24 protein-coding genes are annotated in these 19858 nt (G+C 56.9%); 7 read left to right on the top strand and 17 right to left on the bottom strand.

The features are described 5' to 3' along the window. Positions 1 to 10 precede the first annotated feature (10 nt). From citF to citG, 3 genes are read left to right on the top strand one after another with little or no spacing between them, the layout of a single operon-like run. A complete protein-coding gene (gene citF, locus U9O48_RS18615; RefSeq protein ID WP_324722963.1) occupies positions 11 to 1531 on the top strand; it encodes a citrate lyase subunit alpha in 1521 nt (506 codons plus the stop codon). A gap of 2 nt (positions 1532 to 1533) precedes the next feature. Further along, positions 1534 to 2073 (top strand): citrate lyase holo-[acyl-carrier protein] synthase, encoded by a 540-nt coding sequence (gene citX / locus U9O48_RS18610; RefSeq protein WP_324722962.1) that lies wholly within the window; start codon positions 1534 to 1536, stop codon positions 2071 to 2073. Further along, the gene (citG, locus tag U9O48_RS18605) at positions 2051 to 2890 is read left to right on the top strand and encodes a triphosphoribosyl-dephospho-CoA synthase CitG (protein WP_324722961.1); all 840 of its coding nucleotides are present in this window, start codon (positions 2051 to 2053) and stop codon (positions 2888 to 2890) included. The genes citX and citG overlap by 23 nt, the downstream gene beginning before the upstream one ends. A 44-nt stretch (positions 2891 to 2934) precedes the next feature. On the opposite strand, the gene U9O48_RS18600 is transcribed toward citG, so the two are convergent. The 4 genes from U9O48_RS18600 to mutY all read right to left on the bottom strand — a co-directional run bounded on the left by U9O48_RS18600 (position 2935) and on the right by mutY (position 7061). After that, positions 2935 to 4191: a nucleoside permease gene (locus tag U9O48_RS18600; RefSeq protein ID WP_282494385.1), complete on the bottom strand. Its 1257-nt coding sequence runs from the start codon at positions 4189 to 4191 to the stop codon at positions 2935 to 2937. A 319-nt stretch (positions 4192 to 4510) separates the two neighbouring features. Beyond that, positions 4511 to 5587 carry a membrane-bound lytic murein transglycosylase MltC gene (gene mltC, locus U9O48_RS18595; RefSeq protein WP_285143822.1) on the bottom strand — a complete coding sequence of 359 codons (1077 nt, stop codon included), beginning with the start codon at positions 5585 to 5587 and terminating at the stop codon, positions 4511 to 4513. A 122-nt stretch (positions 5588 to 5709) separates the two neighbouring features. Next, positions 5710 to 5982, bottom strand: coding sequence for an oxidative damage protection protein (locus U9O48_RS18590; RefSeq protein ID WP_100778991.1), 273 nt, complete (start codon positions 5980 to 5982; stop codon positions 5710 to 5712). A 26-nt stretch (positions 5983 to 6008) separates the two neighbouring features. Beyond that, positions 6009 to 7061: an A/G-specific adenine glycosylase gene (gene mutY, locus U9O48_RS18585; protein ID WP_416382095.1), complete on the bottom strand. Its 1053-nt coding sequence runs from the start codon at positions 7059 to 7061 to the stop codon at positions 6009 to 6011. A gap of 144 nt (positions 7062 to 7205) precedes the next feature. Between mutY and trmB the strand changes: the two genes are divergently transcribed. Genes trmB through U9O48_RS18570 form a run of 3 tightly spaced genes read left to right on the top strand, consistent with a single transcriptional unit; the run spans position 7206 to position 9017 of the window. Continuing rightward, the gene (gene trmB, locus U9O48_RS18580) at positions 7206 to 7925 is read left to right on the top strand and encodes a tRNA (guanosine(46)-N7)-methyltransferase TrmB (protein ID WP_282494387.1); all 720 of its coding nucleotides are present in this window, start codon (positions 7206 to 7208) and stop codon (positions 7923 to 7925) included. After that, positions 7922 to 8248 (top strand): YggL family protein, encoded by a 327-nt coding sequence (locus tag U9O48_RS18575; protein ID WP_095283305.1) that lies wholly within the window; start codon positions 7922 to 7924, stop codon positions 8246 to 8248. Before trmB ends, U9O48_RS18575 begins: the two co-directional genes overlap by 4 nt. A 49-nt stretch (positions 8249 to 8297) precedes the next feature. Then, the gene (locus U9O48_RS18570) at positions 8298 to 9017 is read left to right on the top strand and encodes a DUF2884 domain-containing protein (protein WP_103946645.1); all 720 of its coding nucleotides are present in this window, start codon (positions 8298 to 8300) and stop codon (positions 9015 to 9017) included. Positions 9018 to 9119: 102 nt separating this feature from the next. Here U9O48_RS18570 and U9O48_RS18565 read toward each other — a convergent pair whose 3' ends face one another. The 6 genes from U9O48_RS18565 to U9O48_RS18540 all read right to left on the bottom strand — a co-directional run bounded on the left by U9O48_RS18565 (position 9120) and on the right by U9O48_RS18540 (position 12863). Continuing rightward, a complete protein-coding gene (locus U9O48_RS18565; RefSeq protein WP_285143820.1) occupies positions 9120 to 9485 on the bottom strand; it encodes an endonuclease domain-containing protein in 366 nt (121 codons plus the stop codon). A 63-nt stretch (positions 9486 to 9548) separates the two neighbouring features. Continuing rightward, positions 9549 to 10691, bottom strand: coding sequence for a radical SAM family heme chaperone HemW (gene hemW / locus U9O48_RS18560; RefSeq protein ID WP_324722959.1), 1143 nt, complete (start codon positions 10689 to 10691; stop codon positions 9549 to 9551). Beyond that, entirely contained in the window at positions 10684 to 11277 is a 594-nt protein-coding gene (locus U9O48_RS18555) for an XTP/dITP diphosphatase (RefSeq protein ID WP_095283300.1), read from the bottom strand. The genes hemW and U9O48_RS18555 overlap by 8 nt, the downstream gene beginning before the upstream one ends. A gap of 3 nt (positions 11278 to 11280) precedes the next feature. Beyond that, entirely contained in the window at positions 11281 to 11577 is a 297-nt protein-coding gene (gene yggU, locus U9O48_RS18550; protein WP_285143818.1) for a DUF167 family protein YggU, read from the bottom strand. Then, complete coding sequence (locus tag U9O48_RS18545; RefSeq protein WP_095283298.1) at positions 11574 to 12140, bottom strand: YggT family protein; 567 nt, start codon at positions 12138 to 12140, stop codon at positions 11574 to 11576. Before U9O48_RS18545 ends, yggU begins: the two co-directional genes overlap by 4 nt. Before the next feature lie 18 nt (positions 12141 to 12158). Continuing rightward, on the bottom strand, positions 12159 to 12863 hold the full coding sequence (locus U9O48_RS18540; RefSeq protein ID WP_285157794.1) for a YggS family pyridoxal phosphate-dependent enzyme: 705 nt from the start codon (positions 12861 to 12863) through the stop codon (positions 12159 to 12161). Between the two features lie 18 nt (positions 12864 to 12881). Between U9O48_RS18540 and U9O48_RS18535 the strand changes: the two genes are divergently transcribed. After that, positions 12882 to 13862: a type IV pilus twitching motility protein PilT gene (locus U9O48_RS18535; RefSeq protein ID WP_324722958.1), complete on the top strand. Its 981-nt coding sequence runs from the start codon at positions 12882 to 12884 to the stop codon at positions 13860 to 13862. Between the two features lie 5 nt (positions 13863 to 13867). Here U9O48_RS18535 and ruvX read toward each other — a convergent pair whose 3' ends face one another. The 7 genes from ruvX to U9O48_RS18500 all read right to left on the bottom strand — a co-directional run bounded on the left by ruvX (position 13868) and on the right by U9O48_RS18500 (position 19464). Beyond that, on the bottom strand, positions 13868 to 14284 hold the full coding sequence (gene ruvX, locus U9O48_RS18530) for a Holliday junction resolvase RuvX (protein ID WP_285143815.1): 417 nt from the start codon (positions 14282 to 14284) through the stop codon (positions 13868 to 13870). Further along, on the bottom strand, positions 14284 to 14844 hold the full coding sequence (locus U9O48_RS18525; protein ID WP_103946638.1) for a YqgE/AlgH family protein: 561 nt from the start codon (positions 14842 to 14844) through the stop codon (positions 14284 to 14286). The genes ruvX and U9O48_RS18525 overlap by 1 nt, the downstream gene beginning before the upstream one ends. A gap of 90 nt (positions 14845 to 14934) precedes the next feature. Next, on the bottom strand, positions 14935 to 15882 hold the full coding sequence (gshB, locus tag U9O48_RS18520; RefSeq protein ID WP_282494395.1) for a glutathione synthase: 948 nt from the start codon (positions 15880 to 15882) through the stop codon (positions 14935 to 14937). Between the two features lie 20 nt (positions 15883 to 15902). Next, positions 15903 to 16634 (bottom strand): 16S rRNA (uracil(1498)-N(3))-methyltransferase, encoded by a 732-nt coding sequence (rsmE, locus tag U9O48_RS18515; RefSeq protein WP_282494396.1) that lies wholly within the window; start codon positions 16632 to 16634, stop codon positions 15903 to 15905. Between the two features lie 51 nt (positions 16635 to 16685). After that, positions 16686 to 17393, bottom strand: coding sequence for a deoxyribonuclease I (gene endA, locus U9O48_RS18510; protein ID WP_324722957.1), 708 nt, complete (start codon positions 17391 to 17393; stop codon positions 16686 to 16688). 94 nt (positions 17394 to 17487) lie between these two features. Beyond that, positions 17488 to 17985, bottom strand: a complete 498-nt coding sequence (locus U9O48_RS18505) for a SprT family zinc-dependent metalloprotease (protein WP_324722956.1) — start codon at positions 17983 to 17985, stop codon at positions 17488 to 17490. Between the two features lie 81 nt (positions 17986 to 18066). Beyond that, positions 18067 to 19464, bottom strand: a complete 1398-nt coding sequence (locus U9O48_RS18500; protein WP_282494399.1) for a sugar porter family MFS transporter — start codon at positions 19462 to 19464, stop codon at positions 18067 to 18069. Positions 19465 to 19858 lie beyond the last annotated feature (394 nt).

The following is a 19858-nucleotide window of genomic DNA, read 5'->3' as shown; positions in this document are numbered from 1 at the left end:
GGATGACACAATGAATCAGACAGAATTGCTCCACCTGAATTTCCCCCATCTGCGGGAACTCAAACCCTTTGATACGGCCCACAGCGCCACGCCGTGGCTGGCCGACGTCGACGCCAAACATCACCGCAAGCTGTGTGAAAGCCTGGAAGAGGCGGTGAAGCGCAGCGGCCTGCAGGACGGGATGACCATTTCGTTTCATCATGCGTTTCGCGAAGGCGACCGGGTGATTAATAACGTTGTCGCGCTGCTGGCTAAAATGGGCTTTAAAAATCTGACCCTGGCGTCCAGCTCGCTGATGACCTGCAACGATGCGCTGATCGAACATATTCAGAGCGGTGTGATCACCCGGATCTACACCTCCGGGATGCGCGGCAAACTGGCGGACGCCATCTCTCACGGGCTGATGGACGAGCCAGTGCAGATCCACTCCCACGGCGGACGCGTCAAACTTCTGCAGGACGGCGAGCTGAACATCGACGTCGCGTTCCTCGGCGTGCCGTGCAGCGATGAGTTTGGTAACGCCAACGGCACTCAGGGCAAATCTTGCTGCGGCTCGCTGGGCTATGCGATGGTCGATGCCCATTTTGCCCGCAAAGTGGTGCTGCTCACGGAGGAGCTGGTGCCGTTCCCGAACATGCCCGCCAGCCTGGTGCAGGATCGCGTGGACTATGTCGTGCAGGTCGAGAGCGTGGGCGATCCGGCGAAGATCAGCGTCGGCGCGGCGCGTGTCACCAGTAATCCGCGAGAGCTGATGATTGCCCGCTATGCGGCAGATGTGATTGAACACTCCGGCTATTTCAAAAACGGTTTCTCGATGCAAACCGGCTCCGGCGCAGCGGCCACCGCCTGTACGCGCTTTATGGGCGAAAAAATGGAGCGCAGCGGCGTGAAGGCGCGCTTCGCGCTGGGCGGGATCACCGGCAGCCTGGTCGATCTGCATGAGAAAGGGCTGATTGAAAAACTGCTCGATACTCAATGTTTTGACGGACAGGCCGCGGCCTCGCTGGCGCGCAATCCGAATCACGTGGAGATCTCCACCAACGTCTACGCCAATCCGGGCAGCAAAGCGGCGAGCTGCGATCAGCTCGACGTTGTGATCCTCAGCGCGCTGGAAATTGACGTCGATTTCAACGTTAACGTCATTACCGGCTCCGACGGAGTGATGCGCGGGGCATCGGGCGGGCACTGCGATGTGGCGGCCGCCGCGAACCTGACGATTGTCGTCGCACCGCTGCTGCGCAGCCGTATCCCGACGGTGGTGAAACGTGTGACCACGCGCTTAACGCCAGGGGAAAGTATCGACGTGCTGGTGACCGATCACGGTATCGCCGTCAATCCAGCACGCCCGGAGATCCGCGAGCGGCTGGAAGCGGCCGGGCTAAAAGTTGTTGATATCGAGGCTCTATATGCGCGAGCAATTTCGCTCACCGGCGAGCCAAAACCTATTGAATTTACCAACAAAATCGTCGGCGTGATCCGCTACCGTGACGGCAGCGTGATCGACACCGTCCGACAGGTTAAGGAGTCATAATCATGACAACCGCGACACCCGTGCAAACGGGTGTCAGCCTTACGCAGATGCTGGCGGCGAAAGAGAGCCGTGCGGCGCGTCAGGCTGACTGGCTTACGCACTATCAACAACCGGTGATTTCCCTGACCCTGGTGACGCCCGGTGAAATCAAAGACAGCCTGCGCTATCGCAATACCATGGGTGTGGCGTTGCAGATGTGCGATCAGCTACTGTGGGAACACCGCTGGCAGGTGCTCGATCGTCAGGTTTTGTGGCTGCCGACGGGGCCGGAAGCCATGTGGTGCGTGGCCCATCAGGCACCGGAAATCAAAGCCCACTGCGCCGAGCTGGAACAGACGCATCCGCTTGGGCGGCTGTGGGATATGGACGTGATTTGTCCGAGCGTCGGGCACGTCGGGCGGCGTTCGCTGGGTGAGAACATGCGTCGCTGCCTGATCTGTGACGAACCCGCTCACGCCTGTTCCCGCTCGCGTCAGCATCCGGTCGAGCAGGTTGTCGCCCGCGTGGAGAAGATGATCGATGCCTGGTTCGCTCGCGACTAAACCGCGCATCATAGATGTGCCACAGCTCGCCGAAGAGGCTCTGTGGCTGGAGCTGGAGCTCACACCGAAGCCGGGGCTGGTGGACAAGCTCAATAGCGGTTCGCATCGCGATATGGATCACGGGCTGTTTGTCCGCAGCATCACGGCCATCGCGCCGTGGTTTTCGCGCTTTGCGGAGTTGGGCGCGGAACATGCCGCGAAACCGGCCTCAGAACAACTGCGCCTGATTCGTCCGATGGGGATGGCCTGCGAGCAGGCGATGTACGCCGCAACGGGAGGGATCAATACCCACAAAGGCGGGATTTTTGCGCTGGGGTTGCTCTGTTATGCCGCCGGGCGGGTGCTGAATGTGAATGCACACACACTCTGTTGTGAGGTAAGTAACATGTGCCGCGGGCTGGTGGATCGCGAGCTGGTGGACCGTTCGGGCAGGGCAACCGCCGGTGAACGTCAATATCAGGATTATGGTCTAACGGGGGCGCGCGGCGAAGCGGAGAGCGGGTTTACGACGGTAAGAAAGGTGCTGGCGCAGTGGAATCGTCAGTCGCTGCATGATTTGCTGTTGCGCTTAATGGCGGTGAATCAGGACAGTAATCTGGTGTCGCGCGGCGGGATGGAAGGGCTGCGCTATGTGCAGCGATACGCTCAGAACCTCGTGGCTCATGGCTGGGATCGGGCGGCGCTGGCGGAGATGGATAATGCGCTGATTGCGCGAAACTTAAGCCCGGGAGGCAGTGCGGATTTGCTGTCGGTGGGGATTGTGCTGGCGGAATGTTGCCCGGCGGCGCTAGGCTTGCCGGGCCTACAAAAGCCTTAGGCCGGGTAAGGCGAAGCCGCCACCCGGCACAAGAGCATCACATCTTAATGTGCGATTGGCTGTGCGCCATTCGGAACACGGACGTGTTTGTATTTGAACAGGGCGATGAAGGCGAAGAACAGCACCAGCGAGTAACCGGCGAAGATCAGCCACACTGGCTGCCAGTCGGTGATCCCGTTGGTGGTATACATTTCCACGACTTTACCGCTCACGATGCCGCCGAGAATACAGCCGAAACCGTTGGTCATCATCAGGAACATACCCTGAGCACTGGCGCGGATTTCAGGCTTAACTTCTTTTTCGACAAACACCGAACCGGAGATGTTGAAGAAGTCGAAGGCGCAGCCGTAAACAATCATCGACAGAACCAGCAGCACGGTGCCGAACGGCGTTGGGTCGCCGTAGGCGAACAGACCGAAGCGCAGCATCCACGCGAAGATACTGATCAGCATCACGTTCTTGATGCCGTAGCGGCTCAGGAAGAACGGGATGGTCAGGATGAACAGGGTTTCAGAGATCTGCGAAATCGACATCATCACCGACGCGTGCTCAACGATAAAGCTACCGGAGAACAGCGGGTTGTTATCGAAGCTGTGCAGGAAGGTGTTCCCGAACATGTTGGTGATTTGCAGCTCAGCGCCCAACAGCATGGAGAAGATAAAGAAGATCGCCATGCGTTTGTTTTTGAACAGCGCGAACGCATCCAGACCGAGCATGGAGCTCCAGCTCTGTTTCTGCTGCTGATTAGACACCGGAATGTGCGGCAGGGTCAGCGTGAACAGGGCCAGCAGAACGGACAGGCCAGCACCGATATAGAGCTGCATGTGGCTCAGCTCAAAGCCTGCGAAGCTCACGCCCCACATCGCCATGATAAAGCCGATGGTGCCCCAGATACGGATTGGCGGGAAGTCCGTCACGATGTCCATGCCCGCAGATTTAATGCGGTAGTAGGAGATTGTGTTGATAAGCCCCAGCGTTGGCATATAGGCCAGCGAGTTCAGGAGGATCACCATAAACATCGCCCCCGGCGTGGTCACCCCGGCTGCCATAAACAGCGTTCCTGCCCCCACCAGGTGACAAAGCGCGTAGAGCCATTTTGCGCTAATCCATTTGTCCGCCACGATCCCCAGAAGCGTTGGCATAAAGACCGCTGCAATACCCAGCGAGCTATATACGGCACCGATAGACGCACCGTCGAACTTGAGCGTCACAAACATGTAGGAGCCGAGCGTGGTTAGCCAGCTACCCCACAGACAGAACTGCAGAAACGACAAGATTTTAAGCTGCAGCTTAAGGTTCATGTTACTTTCCTCACAATTGAGCGGGAGATATGTTGTTATGGGAACATTCAGGGTTGTTATTTGATGCAATTCTATCAGCAGGCGAGGTTATGTTTTGTTACCTCCCGCAAAAAAATGCAATCCTCATTAATTTGCAGTTTAGATTGTGATGCAAATAACATTTTCGTATGGATGGGGTGTGGCTGGTGCGGTCTGTTGCCCTCACCCCGGCCCTCTCCCGCAGGGAGAGGGAGAAAAACCGTCCTCAGCGGGGGAGGGAGAACACCGGACCGTCCCCTCTCCCTTTGGGAGAGGGTTAGGGTGAGGGGTGAAGTAAAACCTACCTACGACGATAATTCTTCTGCGCCGTATTCACCTTATAAAGATAACGACGAGATTCGGCGGAAGGGTGGCGGGTGGTCAGGGTTGAGTAAACATCCCCTGGCGCCATGCTGTTGATGATGTTTGCGGCCTGGATTTTATCGTTCGAGAACACGCGCAGTACGCTGCCCGCGCCGCCGTTGTACGCGGTGATCACCGCATAACGACGCGACGTCGGGTTATCAATGCCACCCAGATAGACATTGCTCAGCATCGCCAGGTAGGCGGTACCGGTATCAATGTTGCTGGCCGGATCGAACAGGAAGCTGCGGCTCGGCGTACCGGATTTACCCTGCGAACGGAACACGTCCTTCCCGGCGCTGTGCTGGACAACCTGCATCAGCCCTAACGCGTCGGAACGACTCACCGCGTACGGGTTAAACGACGACTCGGTCTGCATAATCGCCAGGATCAGCGACTCATCCACGCCGTATTTGCGCGACGCCTGACGCACCATGCCCACGTACTTATGCGCACGCTTGTCGAGGTGGTTCGGCACCAGATTGATGGTCACGCTGTAGATAATTTTCAGGCCGTTGCTGCGGCTTTTCAGACGCGTTTTCAGCAGATAGTCGGCGAAGGCGGTGGCGCGTCCTTCCCAGCGGATCGCCTGACCGGTCTGGTCAACAACCTGTCCGTAGAGGAACGGCTCTTTGGAAATGGTGATATCGTCAGCGTCGGAATAGAGGTCGATTGAGCCGGGATCGTCACCCATCAGTAGGGTTTTGACGATCGCCTGGCGTAAGCGCGCCGCAGGCTCCGTTCCCGCGATGGTCTCGATCGTGATCGTACCTTCATCAAAGTTGATATGGCTACGAGTCTGGTAGGCGTCGGTATATTTAACGTAGTCCTTCGGTCCCGCGATCAGAACTTCGTTAAATCCCCAAATATTCTCGATGTTGTGGGCAAACTGCCCCATCAGAATGTCAAAACCGTTCGTGTCCTTTACCCAGGCTTCGTTATAGCTATCGCCTTTTTTACTGGAACAAGACACAAGCAACGGCGCAACAAGGGCTAGCGCTAATAATTTTTTCATCATTCCGGGATTGCGTGTTGTGTTTGCTTTGTCGCGACCGTTGCCGGGTGGCGCTGCGCTGACCCGGCCTACCGTCCGTAGGCCCGTGCAAGCGAAGCGCCGCCGGGCATCAGCCCGCGCGGTTATTTTTCCGGCGGCGTGTAGCCTTCAATGTGCACATCTTTGCCTTCAAACAGGAAGTTCACCATCTCCTGCTCCAGCAGCTTGCGGTGTTCCGGGTTCATCATGGTGAGTTTTTTCTCGTTGATGAGCATGGTCTGCTTCTGCTGCCACTGCGCCCATGCCTCTTTGGAGATTTCGTTATAGATGCGCTTACCCAGTTCGCCCGGATAGAGCTGGAAATCCTGCCCTTCGGCGTCGCGCTGCAGATAGGTACAAAAAATTGTTCTGGCCATTCTTATTCCTCGTTGTCTTGTCGAAGCTAAACCACTGCTCCGGCACGTAATTGCTGTAACAGGCGCTCCACGGGAGCTGCCAGCCCGACGGATGGCGGTTGCGCTAAGTTATACCAGAGAGCCACGCCTTCATCCATGCAAGAGGCGAAGGAGGACACGGGAAGCCACATTGGCACAATATCCAGATGGAAATGGCTAAAGGTGTGGCGAAACGCCGTCAGCTGCTGGAGTTTATCGGCGTTGATATGCCGCTGTGCCAGCCACTCCCGCAGACCCTCTTCGCTGTCAAACTGCGGAAAACAGTACAGTCCGCCCCATAAGCCGCTCGGCGGACGCTGGGCAAGAAACACCTCATCGCCGTGCTGCATTAACAACATAAAGCCCGTGCGTTCAGGGATCGTCTGCTTCGGTTTTTTGCCCGGATACTGCGCCCAGGAGTGATTCGCATAGGCCACGCAGATGTTGTTCACCGGGCAGAGCTCGCATTTCGGTTTGGAGCGAGTGCAGACGATCGCCCCCAAATCCATCATCGCCTGGTTGAAGCGCTCAACGCCTTTCGCGGGCGTCACCGCTTCGCTGATCTCCCACAGGCGTTTCTCAATATCCTTCTTGCCCGGCCAGCCGTCCACTGCGTAACAGCGCGCCAGCACGCGTTTCACGTTGCCGTCGAGAATGGGGAAATGTTTACCGAGTGAGAGAGAAAGCACCGCGCCCGCCGTGGAACGACCGACGCCAGGCAGGGCAGCCACTTCATCGAAGGTTTCCGGGAACTTACCCTTATGCAACGTCGCCACCTGCTGCGCCGCTTTATGCAGATTGCGCGCGCGGGCGTAATAGCCAAGCCCGGTCCACAGGTGCAGCACTTCATCGAGCGGCGCGTTGGCGAGATCGGTGATCGTCGGGAATCGCGCCATAAAACGCTCGAAGTAGGGAATAACCGTCGCGACCTGAGTTTGTTGCAACATCACCTCGGAGAGCCATACTTTGTACGGCGTTTTTTCAATTTGCCAGGGCAGGGTTTTACGCCCGTATTTGTCGTACCAGTCCAGCACCTGGGCTGAAAATTGAGAGGCTTGCATGAGTATCGATTCGCATAATCAGGGACGCAGATTGCAGCACAGCGCCTTGCGACTGTAAACCGGATCTTTCCCATGCTTGCATACAGGGCTTAACTTTGGATAATGCCCGTTTCCCGAACAATCTCACAAGCAGACTACTCTTTTATGAAAAACGACGTCATTTCACCGGAATTTGATGAAAACGGTCGCCCGCTGCGCCGTATTCGCAGCTTTGTCCGCCGTCAGGGGCGCCTGACAAAAGGGCAGCAACATGCGCTGGATAACTACTGGCCGGTGATGGGCGTTGAGTTCAGCGAACAGCCAGTCGACTTCGCCGAACTGTTTGGTCGCGATGCGCCGATCACCCTGGAGATCGGTTTCGGTATGGGTTCTTCACTGGTGACGATGGCGAAAGCGCGTCCGGAGCAGAATTTCCTCGGCATCGAAGTGCACTCACCGGGCGTGGGCGCATGCCTTGCCACCGCGCACGAAGAGGGCGTCGAGAACCTGCGCGTCATGTGCCACGATGCGGTCGAAGTGCTGCACAAAATGATTCCTGACAATTCTTTGAACATGGTTCAACTCTTTTTCCCTGACCCGTGGCACAAAGCACGTCATAATAAACGCCGTATCGTTCAGGCAGAATTTGCTGAGCTTGTGAAAAGTAAGCTAAAACTGGGCGGTGTCTTCCATATGGCCACCGACTGGGAACCTTACGCGGAACACATGCTGGAAGTGATGTCGTCACTCGACGGGTATAAAAACCAGTCACAGAGCAACGACTACGTACCGCGACCGGATTCACGTCCGGTAACGAAATTTGAACAGCGTGGCCATCGTCTTGGTCACGGTGTATGGGACTTAATGTTCGAGAGGGTTAAATAATGGCAAACCGTAGCCGTCGTCTGCGTAAAAAGATGCACATCGAGGAATTCCAGGAAGTCGGTTTTTCCGTCGCATGGCGTTTCCCGGAAGGGACGAGCGTAGAAACCATTGATAAGGAAGTTGACGCCTTTATCGATGAAGTGATCGAGCCGAACAAACTGGCGTTTGATGGCAGCGGCTATCTCTCCTGGGAAGGCCTGATCTGCAAGCAAGAGATCGGTAAGTGCACCGAAGAACAGCAGGCACTCGTGCGCAAATGGCTGGAAGACCGCAAATTCGAAGAGGTCCGCGTTAGCGAACTTTTCGACATTTGGTGGGACTAACTAGCAAAGGGCCGGCAAATGCCGGCCCGTTTTGTCTTGAGGGATAAATATGATGCGCAAAACGCTGCTGGCTGTGGCATTGATGACCACCGCGTTAACTGCCCATGCGGAATACAAATGTGAAGTCACACCGCGCGACGATGTGATTCTCAGCCCGCAAACCGTTCAGGTAAAAGGTGAGAACGGTAATCTGGTGATCACGCCTGATGGCAACGTGATGTACAACGGCAAACAATATACCCTGAGCGCGGCCCAACGCGAGCAGGCGAAAGATTATCAGGCGGATCTCCGCTCGGCGCTGCCGTGGATCGACGAAGGCGCTTTGACGCGCGTCGAGAAAGGCCGCGTGGCGCTGGATAAGATCATCGCTAAAGAGGTGGGTGAGAGCAGCAATATGCGCACCCGCCTGACCAAGCTGGACGCCCAGCTGAAAGAGCAGATGAACCGCATCATTGAGCACCGTACGGATGGCCTGACGTTCCACTATAAGGCTATCGATCAGGTCCGTGCCGACGGCCAGAACCTGGTGAACCAGGCGATGGGCGGCATCCTGCAGGACAGCATCAATGAGATGGGTGCGAAAGCCGTGCTGAAAGGCGGCGGTAATCCACTGCAGGGCGTATTAGGCAGCCTGGGCGGATTGCAGACTTCGATTCAGAACGAATGGAAGAATCAGGAAGCGGATTTCCAGAAGTTTGGTAAAGACGTGTGCCAGCGCGTCGTGACGCTGGAAGATAGCCGGAAGGCGCTGGTGGGGACGCTTAAGTAAGGGTGCGGTTTGTTGCCCTCACCCTAACCCTCTCCCACGGGAGAGGGGATCTGTCAGGTGCGGTCCTCTCCCGCGGGGAGAGGGGATCGGTCAGGTGCGGTTTTAGCTCCCTCTCCCTTTGGGAGAGGGCTGGGGTGAGGGGACCAGACGATTCAAACCGTCCAAAATGGCACCCAAAACCCCTTCCTCATTCGTCCTGAATTCATTATTCCAGAAACGAATCACTCGCCAGCCGCTGGCGTTCAAAAACGCAGTCCTGCGTAAGTCATACTCATAATCATCCTGATGCTGGCCGCCATCAAGCTCGACAATCAACCTTGCCTCAAAGCAGGCAAAATCCACAATGTATGACCCTATGGGCATCTGGCGACGAAACTTGAACCCGTAAAAACGACGCCCCCGGAGTAAATACCAGAGGTGAAGTTCTTCGGGAGTCATACCTTTGCGGAGTTGTTTAGATTTTTCCATCCCCACACTCTGCCAGCCTTTCCCTCGGCCAGCAGAACGGGATGCAAAATCCTGAAGCCGTCTTCAGGACTCTTCGGCGAGGAACAGCTCAAGCAGGGAGTTAAGGAACAACTTCCCGTGTTCGGTGATCTGCCAGAATGCGTCGCACTCCGTCAGATACCCTTTCGCCAGCGCTTCATCAATCTGCGGGCGAATCACCGATTCCGGCAAGCCGGTGTAGAGCGCAAACTCCGCGCGCGGCGCGGCTTCCAGCAGGCGGAAGCGGTTCATGAAGAACTCGAAGGGTTTATCCTCCACTTCCACGTCGTGCTGACGCTCCAGATAACGCCCTTCCATATACCCTCGCGGATGACGGGTTTTGGCGGTACGCAGAATGCGCCCATTGGGGAAGGTCACTTTGCCGTGCGCGCCGCAGCCAATCCCTAAGTAATCACCAAAACGCCAGTAGTTGAGGTTGTGCTGACACTGATAGCCCGGCTTCGCGTAGGCGGAGGTTTCGTACTGCTGATAACCCGCCGCTGTCAGCAACTGATGACCTTGTTCGAAAATATCCCACAGGGCGTCGTCGTCGGGCAGGACCGGCGGGCGCGAACCAAACAGCGTGTTCGGCTCAATCGTCAGCTGATACCAGGAGAGATGCGGCGGGTTCAGCTCGATGGCCTGGCGCAGATCGTCCAGCGCCTCTTCCAGAGACTGGTCGGGCAGACCGTGCATCAAATCGAGGTTAAAGCTGCGCAGCCCCAGGCCGGTTGCCAGGTGCGCCGCGCGCTTCGCCTCTTCCGGACCGTGGATACGCCCCAGTCGCTTGAGTTTAGGTTCGCTAAAACTCTGGACGCCAATCGAAATACGGTTCACCCCGGCGCGCTGATACTCGACAAAACGGTCGGCCTCAACGGTGCCAGGGTTGGCTTCCATCGTAATTTCCGCATCGGCTGCCAGATTCAGGCGCGCTCGCACGCCGTCCAGCAGCGTTTGCATCGCCGGGCCAGAGAGCAGGCTCGGCGTACCGCCACCAATAAAAATGGTCTTAACTTCACGTCCCTGTGCGTAAGGTACGTCGGCATCCAGATCGGTTAACAGATGCTGAACGTAGTCGTCATGCGGCACTTCGCCTTTCAGCGCGTGCGAATTGAAATCGCAGTACGGGCATTTCTGCACGCACCACGGGATGTGAATATAAAGACTCAGAGGTGGCAAATTAGCCATTACGTAATGCTTCCAGTAACAGTTTCAACGCGCGCCCACGATGGGAAATCGCGCTTTTTTCTTCGCGGGTCAGTTCCGCGGCGGTTTTGCCCTCAGAAGGGACAAAGAAAATCGGATCGTAGCCAAAGCCGCCGTTACCCGCCGATTCGCGAGCAATCACGCCCGGCCAGCTGCCGTGGCAGACGATCGGCGTCGGGTCTTCTGCATGACGCATATAGACCAGCACGCAGTGGAACTGCGCCTGACGCTGTGCGTCCGGTACGTCTTTCAGGGTTTCCAGCAGCTTTTCCAGGTTCTGCTGATCGGTCGCATCCACGCCGGAGTAGCGCGCAGAGTAAATACCCGGTGCACCGCCCAGAGCATCTACCGCCAGGCCTGAATCATCCGCAATCGCCGGAAGACCGGTCACCTGTGCCGCGTGACGCGCTTTCAGGATCGCATTTTCGATAAACGTCAGGCCAGTCTCTTCCGCCGAATCCACGCCCAGCTCGGTCTGCGCGACCACGTCCAGACCAAAATCATTTAATAGCGAGGCCAGCTCGCGCACTTTACCGGCGTTACCGGTGGCGAGAACAACTTTCTGCATAATTTAATCCTGTTGTGACAGTGCCGCGACTTCCGTCGGGATGTTTTGCGGGTTGAGGATTTTTACCTGTTTATGACGTCCCAGTTCACCCTTTTCAATGATGACCTGGCTTTTGGCGACGCGAAACTGTTTTGCCAGATATTTGGTCAAATGCGCGTTCGCCTGGCCGTCCACGGGAGGAGCGGTAATGGCGACTTTTAATTCGTCGCCATGTAATCCGACAATGCTGTCGCGGCTGGCTTTCGGCTGAATATACAGCCGTAAAACCAGCCCGTCGACGCAGGAGCTGACGGCACTCATAGCGCCATCCACAGCCCCGGCAGCAGCATGTTGCCCGTTGACTGTAACAGTTCAGCGATGCCCATGTTCAGGACATACAGCAGCAGAACCAGAATCATCGGCGAAAAATCGATCCCGCCCATGGCTGGCAGCAGATTGCGGATCGGGCGCAGGAGCGGCTCGGTCAGCTGAATCATGGCGTACTCGACCGGACTACGGCCGCGGCTGACCCAGCTCATTACCGCCATCACCAGCAGCACCCAGAAAATCAGCAGGCCGATGGTTTTCAGCAGGATTAATACGGCGGCGATCCAGATGATCGGCTGGAAGGTGACCACCATAAACAGCACGATGGCTTTGATGATACTGAGCACAAACGCCACCAGCAGGGAGGCGCTGTCGATTGGCCCCATCGGCGGGATCACGCGGCGCAGCGGCCCAATCACAGGCTGCGTGATTTTCACGACAAACTGCGAGAAGGGGTTATAAAAATCACAGCGGGCCCACTGCATCCAGACGCGCAACAGCAGCGCCATCGTATACAGCTCAATGACCGTTGAGAGCAGGAAAGTCAACGTCTTCATGGCGTTCCTCAGGTTTCCTTATTTTGGGGTGTAATCGCGCGCACCGAAAATAGCTGTGCCGATGCGCACCATAGTGCTGCCTGCCGCGATGGCGGCTTCCATATCGTCTGACATGCCCAGTGAAAGCGTGTCTACGGTGGTGTAGCGCGCTTTAAGCGCCTCAAATGCTACAGCCATTTGCTGTGCTACGGCAAACTGCCTGTCGTAACTCGTTTCGGGTGCCGGAATCGCCATCAGTCCACGCAACGTCAGACCGGGCAGTTCCGCCACCTGTTCGGCCAGCGCATCCAGCTCAGCCAGAGTGATACCTGACTTACTGTTCTCATCACTAATATTGATTTGAATCAGGATGTTAAGTGGAGCCATCCCGGCAGGGCGTTGGTCGCTCAACCGCGTCGCGATACGCAGGCGGTCGACCGTATGACACCAGTCGAAATGCTCTGCGACCAGCCGACTTTTGTTCGACTGCAGCGGGCCGATAAAGTGCCATTGTAGGCTCGCCTTCCCGGCTTGCTGGAAATAGCGAATTTTGTCCACACCCTCCTGAACGTAGTTTTCACCAAAAGCACGCTGCCCGGCGTCGATGGCTTCTGCGATGGCGCTCGCAGGCTTGGTTTTACTCACTGCAAGCAACGAAACTTCTTCTGAAGCACGGCCGCAACGCGTTGCAGCGGCTGAGATTTTGTCCCTGACCTGTGCCAGGTTATGCGCAATGTCGTTCATGAGTCCGAGGATGGTTGTATGGATATGGAAGAAATTGTGGCCCTTAGTGTAAAGCATAATGTCTCGGATCTACACCTGTGCAGCGATTCCCCGCCGCGCTGGCGTAGATTAGGCAAACTCGAACCAGCGCCGTTTCCCCCGCCCGATGTTGCGCTGCTGTTAAAGTCCTGGCTGAATGACGAACAGCAGGGCGCCTGGTGGGCGAACGGTCACGTGGATTTTGCGGTGACGTTGCTCGGTGGTCAGCGATTACGCGCCAGCGCGTTTGTGCATATTCATGGCGTCTCGCTCACGCTGAGGCTCCTGCCGGTGGAGTGCCCGCAGCTCTCGACGCTCGGCGTACCGCGCGTCATTCCCGATCTGCTCTCCAGTGACAATGGCCTGATTCTGGTCACGGGAGCGACCGGCAGCGGCAAATCCACCACGCTGGCGGCAATGGTGGATTATCTCAACCACCACTGCGACGGGCATATTCTGACGCTGGAAGATCCTGTGGAGTATGTCTATCAAAGCCACCGCTGTCTGATCCAGCAGCGTGAGATCGGCCTGCACTGCCCGACATTTGCGCAGGCGCTACGGGCGGCGCTGCGCGAAGATCCTGATGTCATTCTTCTGGGCGAACTGCGCGACAGCGAAACGATCCGCCTGGCACTCACGGCGGCGGAGACCGGGCATCTGGTGCTGGCGACGCTGCATACGCGCGGAGCATCGCAGGCCATTGAACGGCTGGTGGACACTTTCCCGGCCGGAGAGAAAGATCCGGTGCGTAATCAGCTGGCAGGAAGTTTACGTGCAGTACTGGCGCAAAAGCTGATGCGGGACGTTCAGGGCGGGCGCGTGGCGCTGTTCGAGATGCTGGTCAACACACCGGCTTCGGCAAACTTGATTCGCGAGGGGAAAACCTGGCAGTTGCCCGGCGTGATTCAGACCGGGCAGCAGGCGGGCATGCAGAACTTTGACCAGAGTCTCGCCGAGCGCAAAGCGCAGGGAAGGCTTTAGCGACGTTAAAACCCTTGCTCGAAGAAGCTTTCGAGGATGATCACCGCCGAGGCAGAATCGACGCTGCCTTTGTTCAGGGCACGGAAGCCGCCGTGCTCAAACAGACCGGCGCGGGCTTCAACGGTGCTCAGGCGTTCATCGTGCAGCTTAACCACGACGCCAAAGCGGCCATGGATCTTATTGGCAAATTTACGCGCGCGGGCGGTGAGCGGCTGCTCGGTGCCATCCATGTTGAGCGGCAGGCCGACGATAACGGCTTCGGGTTGCCACTCTTTCAGCAGGCGCTCGATGATGTTCCAGTCGGGCGTGCCGTCCTGGGCTTTTATCGCCGTTAGCGGACGCGCGGTGCCGGTAATGCGCTGGCCGATCGCCACGCCGATACTTCGGGTGCCGAAATCAAAGCCAAGAAGGGTTCCGCTCATTATGCGTGCCCCGCTACGCCAGGCATGGTCTGGATGTCGATACCAATGAGTTTCGCCGCTTCACGCCAGCGATCGGCGATCGGAGTTTTAAACAGAATATTCAGGTCGGCCGGGGCGGTGAGCCACGCGTTGTCGAGGATCTCCTGCTCCAGCTGGCCTTTCTCCCAGGAGGAGTAGCCCAGCGCGACCAGCACTTCGGAAGGCTGATTGTGTGTGCCCAGGGTTTCCAGCACGTCGCGTGAGGTGGTGATAACCGTATTATCGGAAACGCGAATGCTGGAGGAGAAACCCGGAGGGGTGTGCAGAATAAAGCCACGATCTTCTGCCAGCGGGCCGCCGAGCATCACCGGCTTATCAAGGCGGATCTCCGGGGCGCGATCTTCAGGGGTGATCTTGAGTTTTTCAAGAATGCCCTCGATTTGCAGATTTTCCAGCGGTTTGTTGATGATAATCCCCATCGCGCCGTCTTCGCTGTATTCGCAGATATAAACGACCGAGCGACGGAAAATCGGGTCCTGGAGAGCAGGCATGGCAATAAGAAAGTGATGCTGTAAATTCATTGTCAGAGGTTCTGATTCCTGGTTTAAAAAGCGACAAGGCCCAGTATGCGGAGAAACCTGGGCCTTGTATATACTTCGCCGTTAAGCGAGTTACTGCTTCAGACGTTTTTCGATCGCGTCCATCAGCATGCCGGTAATGGAGACCGGGAACTCGGCTTCGATTTCGCGGATACAGGTTGGGCTTGTGACATTCACTTCCGTCAGGCGGTCGCCGATGATATCCAGGCCGACGAAAATCAGCCCTTTGGCTTTCAGCATCGGGCCGACGCGGCGGGCGATTTCCCAGTCGCTGTCGGTCAGGGGACGCGGTTCGCCACGGCCACCGGCGGCCAGGTTACCACGGGTTTCGCCGCCCTGCGGAATACGCGCCAGGCAGTAAGGCACCGGCTCGCCGTCAACCACCAGCACGCGTTTGTCGCCATCCACGATGGCCGGAATGTAGTTCTGCGCCATGCAGTAGCGGGTGCCGTGCTCGGTCAGGGTTTCTGCGATCACGCCAAGGTTCGGGTCACCCTCTTTGACGCGGAAGATCGACGCACCGCCCATGCCGTCCAGCGGCTTGAGGATGATATCGCCGTGCTTCTGCCAGAAGGCTTTCAGCTGCGCTTTGTTGCGGGTGACCAGGGTCTCTGGTGTCAGATCGGAGAACCAGGCGGTATACAGCTTCTCGTTACAGTCGCGCAGACTCTGCGGTTTGTTGACGATCAGCGTGCCTTTCTCTTCAGCACGCTCAAGGATATAGGTGCAGTAAATGAATTCGGTGTCGAACGGAGGATCTTTACGCATCAGGATCACGTCGAGTTCTGCGAGGGGGATGTCCTGCTCAGAACCGAACTCGTACCATTTATCGTAATTTTGCTCGACGTTAACGATGCGCGTGCGGGCGCGGGCTTCACCATTGTTCAGGTAAAGATCGGCCATCTCCATGTAATGGAGCTGGTAGCCGCGACGCTGTGCTTCCAGCAGCATTGCGAAGCTGGAATCTTTCTTGATGTTAATGCTTGCGATGGGGTCCATCACGATGCCGAGCTTGATCATTGTTCTTCTCCGTTAATGCTTCAACCCAGATCGCCAAAACGCACCTGCAGTGCGGTGATGGCTGTGAGTGCAGTCGTCTCAGTACGTAGAACGCGAGGTCCCAACAGAATATCAGTAAATTGATAACGTGCGGTCATGGCAATTTCGTCCGCCGACAGCCCGCCTTCCGGGCCAATCAGCAGTCGTACGCGCTCGACCGGCAGCGGCAGCGTGTTGATGCTGGCGCTGGCGCGCGGGTGCAGGTTGAGCTTCAGGCCGCTCTCTTCTTCGGCGCACCACGCCTCTAAATCCATCGGCGGGCGGATCTCCGGAATGCGGTTGCGGCCGCACTGTTCGCACGCGGCGATGGCGATCTTCTGCCACTGCTGAATCTTTTTGTTCAGACGTTCAGCATCCAGTTTAACGCCACAGCGCTCAGAAAAAAGTGGCGTAATGAGGCTTACACCCAGTTCGATCGATTTCTGGATGGTGAATTCCATCTTTTCACCGCGCGACATCACCTGGCCCAGATGGATATGCAGCGGGGATTCCCGGTCATCCACTTCGCCGCGCAGGACGTTAACCTGCACGCTCTTTTTATCGGCGCGGGTGATTTCGGCGTCGAAAACCTGGTTGCTGCCGTCGAAAAGCTGCACGGCCTGGCCCGCGCCCATGCGCAGTACGCGGCCAACATGGTTGGCGGCTTCGTCGGAAAGAGCAATTTCACTGCCAGCGGCAATCAGTTCCGGGTGATAAATGCGGGGGATGCGCATAGTCAGAAGTTCCATATGAGTACGGTATGAATCAATTGCCGCTAGTGTAGGTTAGCTCTTTTGCGCCTGGCAAGCGCGCTGCACGTACGGGTTGTGATTCCCCTGGACTTTGGCGATGCGGTTATCGCGCTCGCACTCCCAGTCGGTGACCGGATACTGCTTATCCCAGGCGTTGAACAGCTGAGTTTGCTGGCGGGAGAGATTCAGCTCGTAGCGATCGCGCATATAGAAGTAGGTGCGGGCGATGCTGCCGCGCGCGCGGGCCGGCGGCTCGGCGACTTTCTCTTTGAAATCGACCTTCATTCCGCACTGGCCGTACTGGCCCTCGCCGCCGTTCCACTGGCTGTACATGAAGTTGGCGCGGTCGCCATTCACTTCGCCCACGGCCGGTTGCAGGTTGTGCATATCACTTTCGATCTGGCGATAGACCGGATCTTTGGCGCAGTTTTTACGCCCGCCGTCCTGCCAGCACTGACGCTGGTGGCCAAATTGCCATGCCGGAACCACATGTTCCCATTCGATTCGGTTGGCGCGGTTTTCGTTTTTACGCACTTTGTAACCGCACGACTCGAGGTCAACGACCCCTTTTTTACCCTGCCAGTTAATTTTGCAGCCGCAGTAGAAATCACCCGGTGCATCGGCGTTCACCTTGACGCCTGCGGCTTTGGCCTGAGAAAAATTGTTGATACCGTCGGCCAGCGCAGGGCCTGTGAGCACTGTCGCCAGAAGGGCAACAGCGAAAGAATAATTACGGGACATCTCAAACTCCGTGTCAAAACGAGCCCGCAACGTAGCTAAAGATGTTCCAGTATGCAATCAGTCAGATCAGGAAAGTTCCTGATTGTTCAATTGATTATTCTGCGACCAGCGGTTCACCGCATTTGACACAGCGGTAGGTGGCTTCGCCGCGCACCACGCGATTATGACGCCGGACGGTCAGCTGATGCTGCTGGCACTGGCAGCGATAGGGGAAGGTGTTACGCCGTACTGATTCCAGCTCGAACTGGTGCGTGCGCCGGGCGGGAACGCCGAGCACGGCTTCCATCATCCACTTCCACTCTTTGCCGTGCGGGGCCACGCGGCCAAAGTGTTTCCACACCAGCAAGTGCGCCAGTTCGTGCGGGACCACTTCCTCGATAAACGCCTGCTCGTTTTCCATCATCAGCACCGGATTCAGGCGGATCTCATAGGATTCAAGCCAGGCGGTGCCCGCCGAGGTACCACGCTGCTGATAGACCAGTTTGGGTTCAGGATAGTTGCGCCCGAGTTTAAGGTTGGCTTGCGCGAGTTTATCCCGCAATGCGTGCATGACGGCTTGCTGGAGGGCAATGGGAAGGCGTGGGGTTTTCATAGGGGCAGAGGATAAAACGGGAGACAGGGCGGGTGCAAGAGGAGGTTTCGCCCGGCAAGCTTGCGCCGCCGGGCAGGGTTCTTAGTTGCTGGCGCCAATCTCGCGCAGCGGACGACCTTTCATCAGGTTACGTTCGATATGTTCCAGGGAAACGTGTTTGGTTTCAGGAACCAGCCACAGGGTCAGAACAATAAAGAACAGGTTCAGACCGCCGTACACCCAGAAGGTGTTGGCGTTGCCGAGCGTATTGAGCATGGTCAGGAAGGTTGCGCCGACGATCATGTTGGCGATCCAGTTGGTGGCGGTTGAGCAGGTGATACCGAAATCACGCCCTTTCAGCGGCTGGATTTCGGAACACAGGACCCAAATCAGCGGACCGGCACTCATCGCAAACCCGACGATAAACATCAGCAGCATCCCCACGGCAAAGTACTGCGCGGTCGCGGAGTGAATGCCCACATGCATCATGGTCCCCAGCACGCCCATGCCGACTGCCATCACCAGGAAGCCTAAGGTCAGCGTCGGTTTACGGCCCCAGCGGTCCACCAGGCCGATGGCGATAAAGGTCGCCAGCACGTTGGTCAGACCGACGATCACGGTTCCCCACATCTGTTCGGTGGTGTTGGTGTAGCCCGCCAGTTCAAAGATTTTTGGCGCGTAGTACATGATGACGTTCATCCCGGTGAACTGTTGCATCACCTGCAGCAGCACGCCGAGGAACACCGCGCGACGGAAGTTGCTGTTCTCTTTAAACAGCGCCCAGCCGGTCTGTTTGACCTTCAGGCTTTCGCGGATTTCATCGAGTTCATGTTTGGCTTCTGCGCTGGTATCACGCAGGCGCATCAGCACACGTTCCGCGTCGTGGAAGCGGCGCTTAGCGGCATACCAGCGCGGGCTATCCGGCAGGAAGAAGACGCCAATCAGCAGCAGAATCGCCGGGATGATAATCACACCCAGCATCCAGCGCCATGCGCCGCTGTAGCTGAACGCGGTATCAGACAGGTACGCGCCGAGGATACCGATGGTGATCATCAGCTGGTACATGGAGATCATGCTGCCGCGAATTTTCTCCGGCGCAATTTCCGACAGGTAGAGCGGGGCGGTATACGACGCCACGCCGACCGCCAGGCCGAGCAGTACGCGAGAGATAATCAGCACTTCGACGTTAGGCGCGGCGGCAGAGCAGAGCGAACCGGCGACAAACAGAATCGCGCCGATCATCAGGCTCTTTTTTCGCCCGAGGCGATAGGAGAGCCAGCCGCTGCCGACGGCACCGACGGCAGCACCGAACATCATGGAGCTCACCACCCATTCCTGGGTGTGCGGGCTAATCTGGAATTCATCGGTGATGAAGGGTAAAGCACCGGCAATGACGCCGATATCCAGGCCGAAAAGAAGTCCTGCCAGGGCTGCGAGGAAGCAGACAAAGAATGTCATCGCCTTGTTGGACGTACGCCCCTGTTTTTTATTGTCAGGCATTATGCCCTCCAGTTGGGTTATCAATTTTATCAATGTAAAGGGTAGGTGAGTACGACGTAAAAATATGTGACATATCTCACGTTGGTGTAATCGGTTACACTCGATGCAAACTGTCAGTATTATTAAAGCTATGAAAATATAGTGTTAATTCTGTTGATGTGCATCCCGTTTGGGACAGTTTCAGACTTAACTGAAATGAAATGTAACAGCAGATGAAGGCAGAACATGCAAAGAGATTAATCTGAAATGAAGGGTTGTAGAGGGTGGTGTAATCGGTTTCATTAGGTGGTTTATTGTCGGGTGGCGGCTACGCCTTACCCGACCTACAAAACCATAGCTCGTAGGTCGGGTAAGCGCAGCGCCACCCGACAAAGGCAGCACGCACAAATGCAAA

The sequence above is a fragment of the Lelliottia sp. JS-SCA-14 genome (assembly GCF_035593345.1).
Lineage (GTDB): Bacteria > Pseudomonadota > Gammaproteobacteria > Enterobacterales > Enterobacteriaceae > Enterobacter > Enterobacter wanjuensis.
The sequence above is the reverse complement of the archived record's forward strand: the minus strand, read 5'-3'. Positions and strand labels throughout refer to the sequence as shown.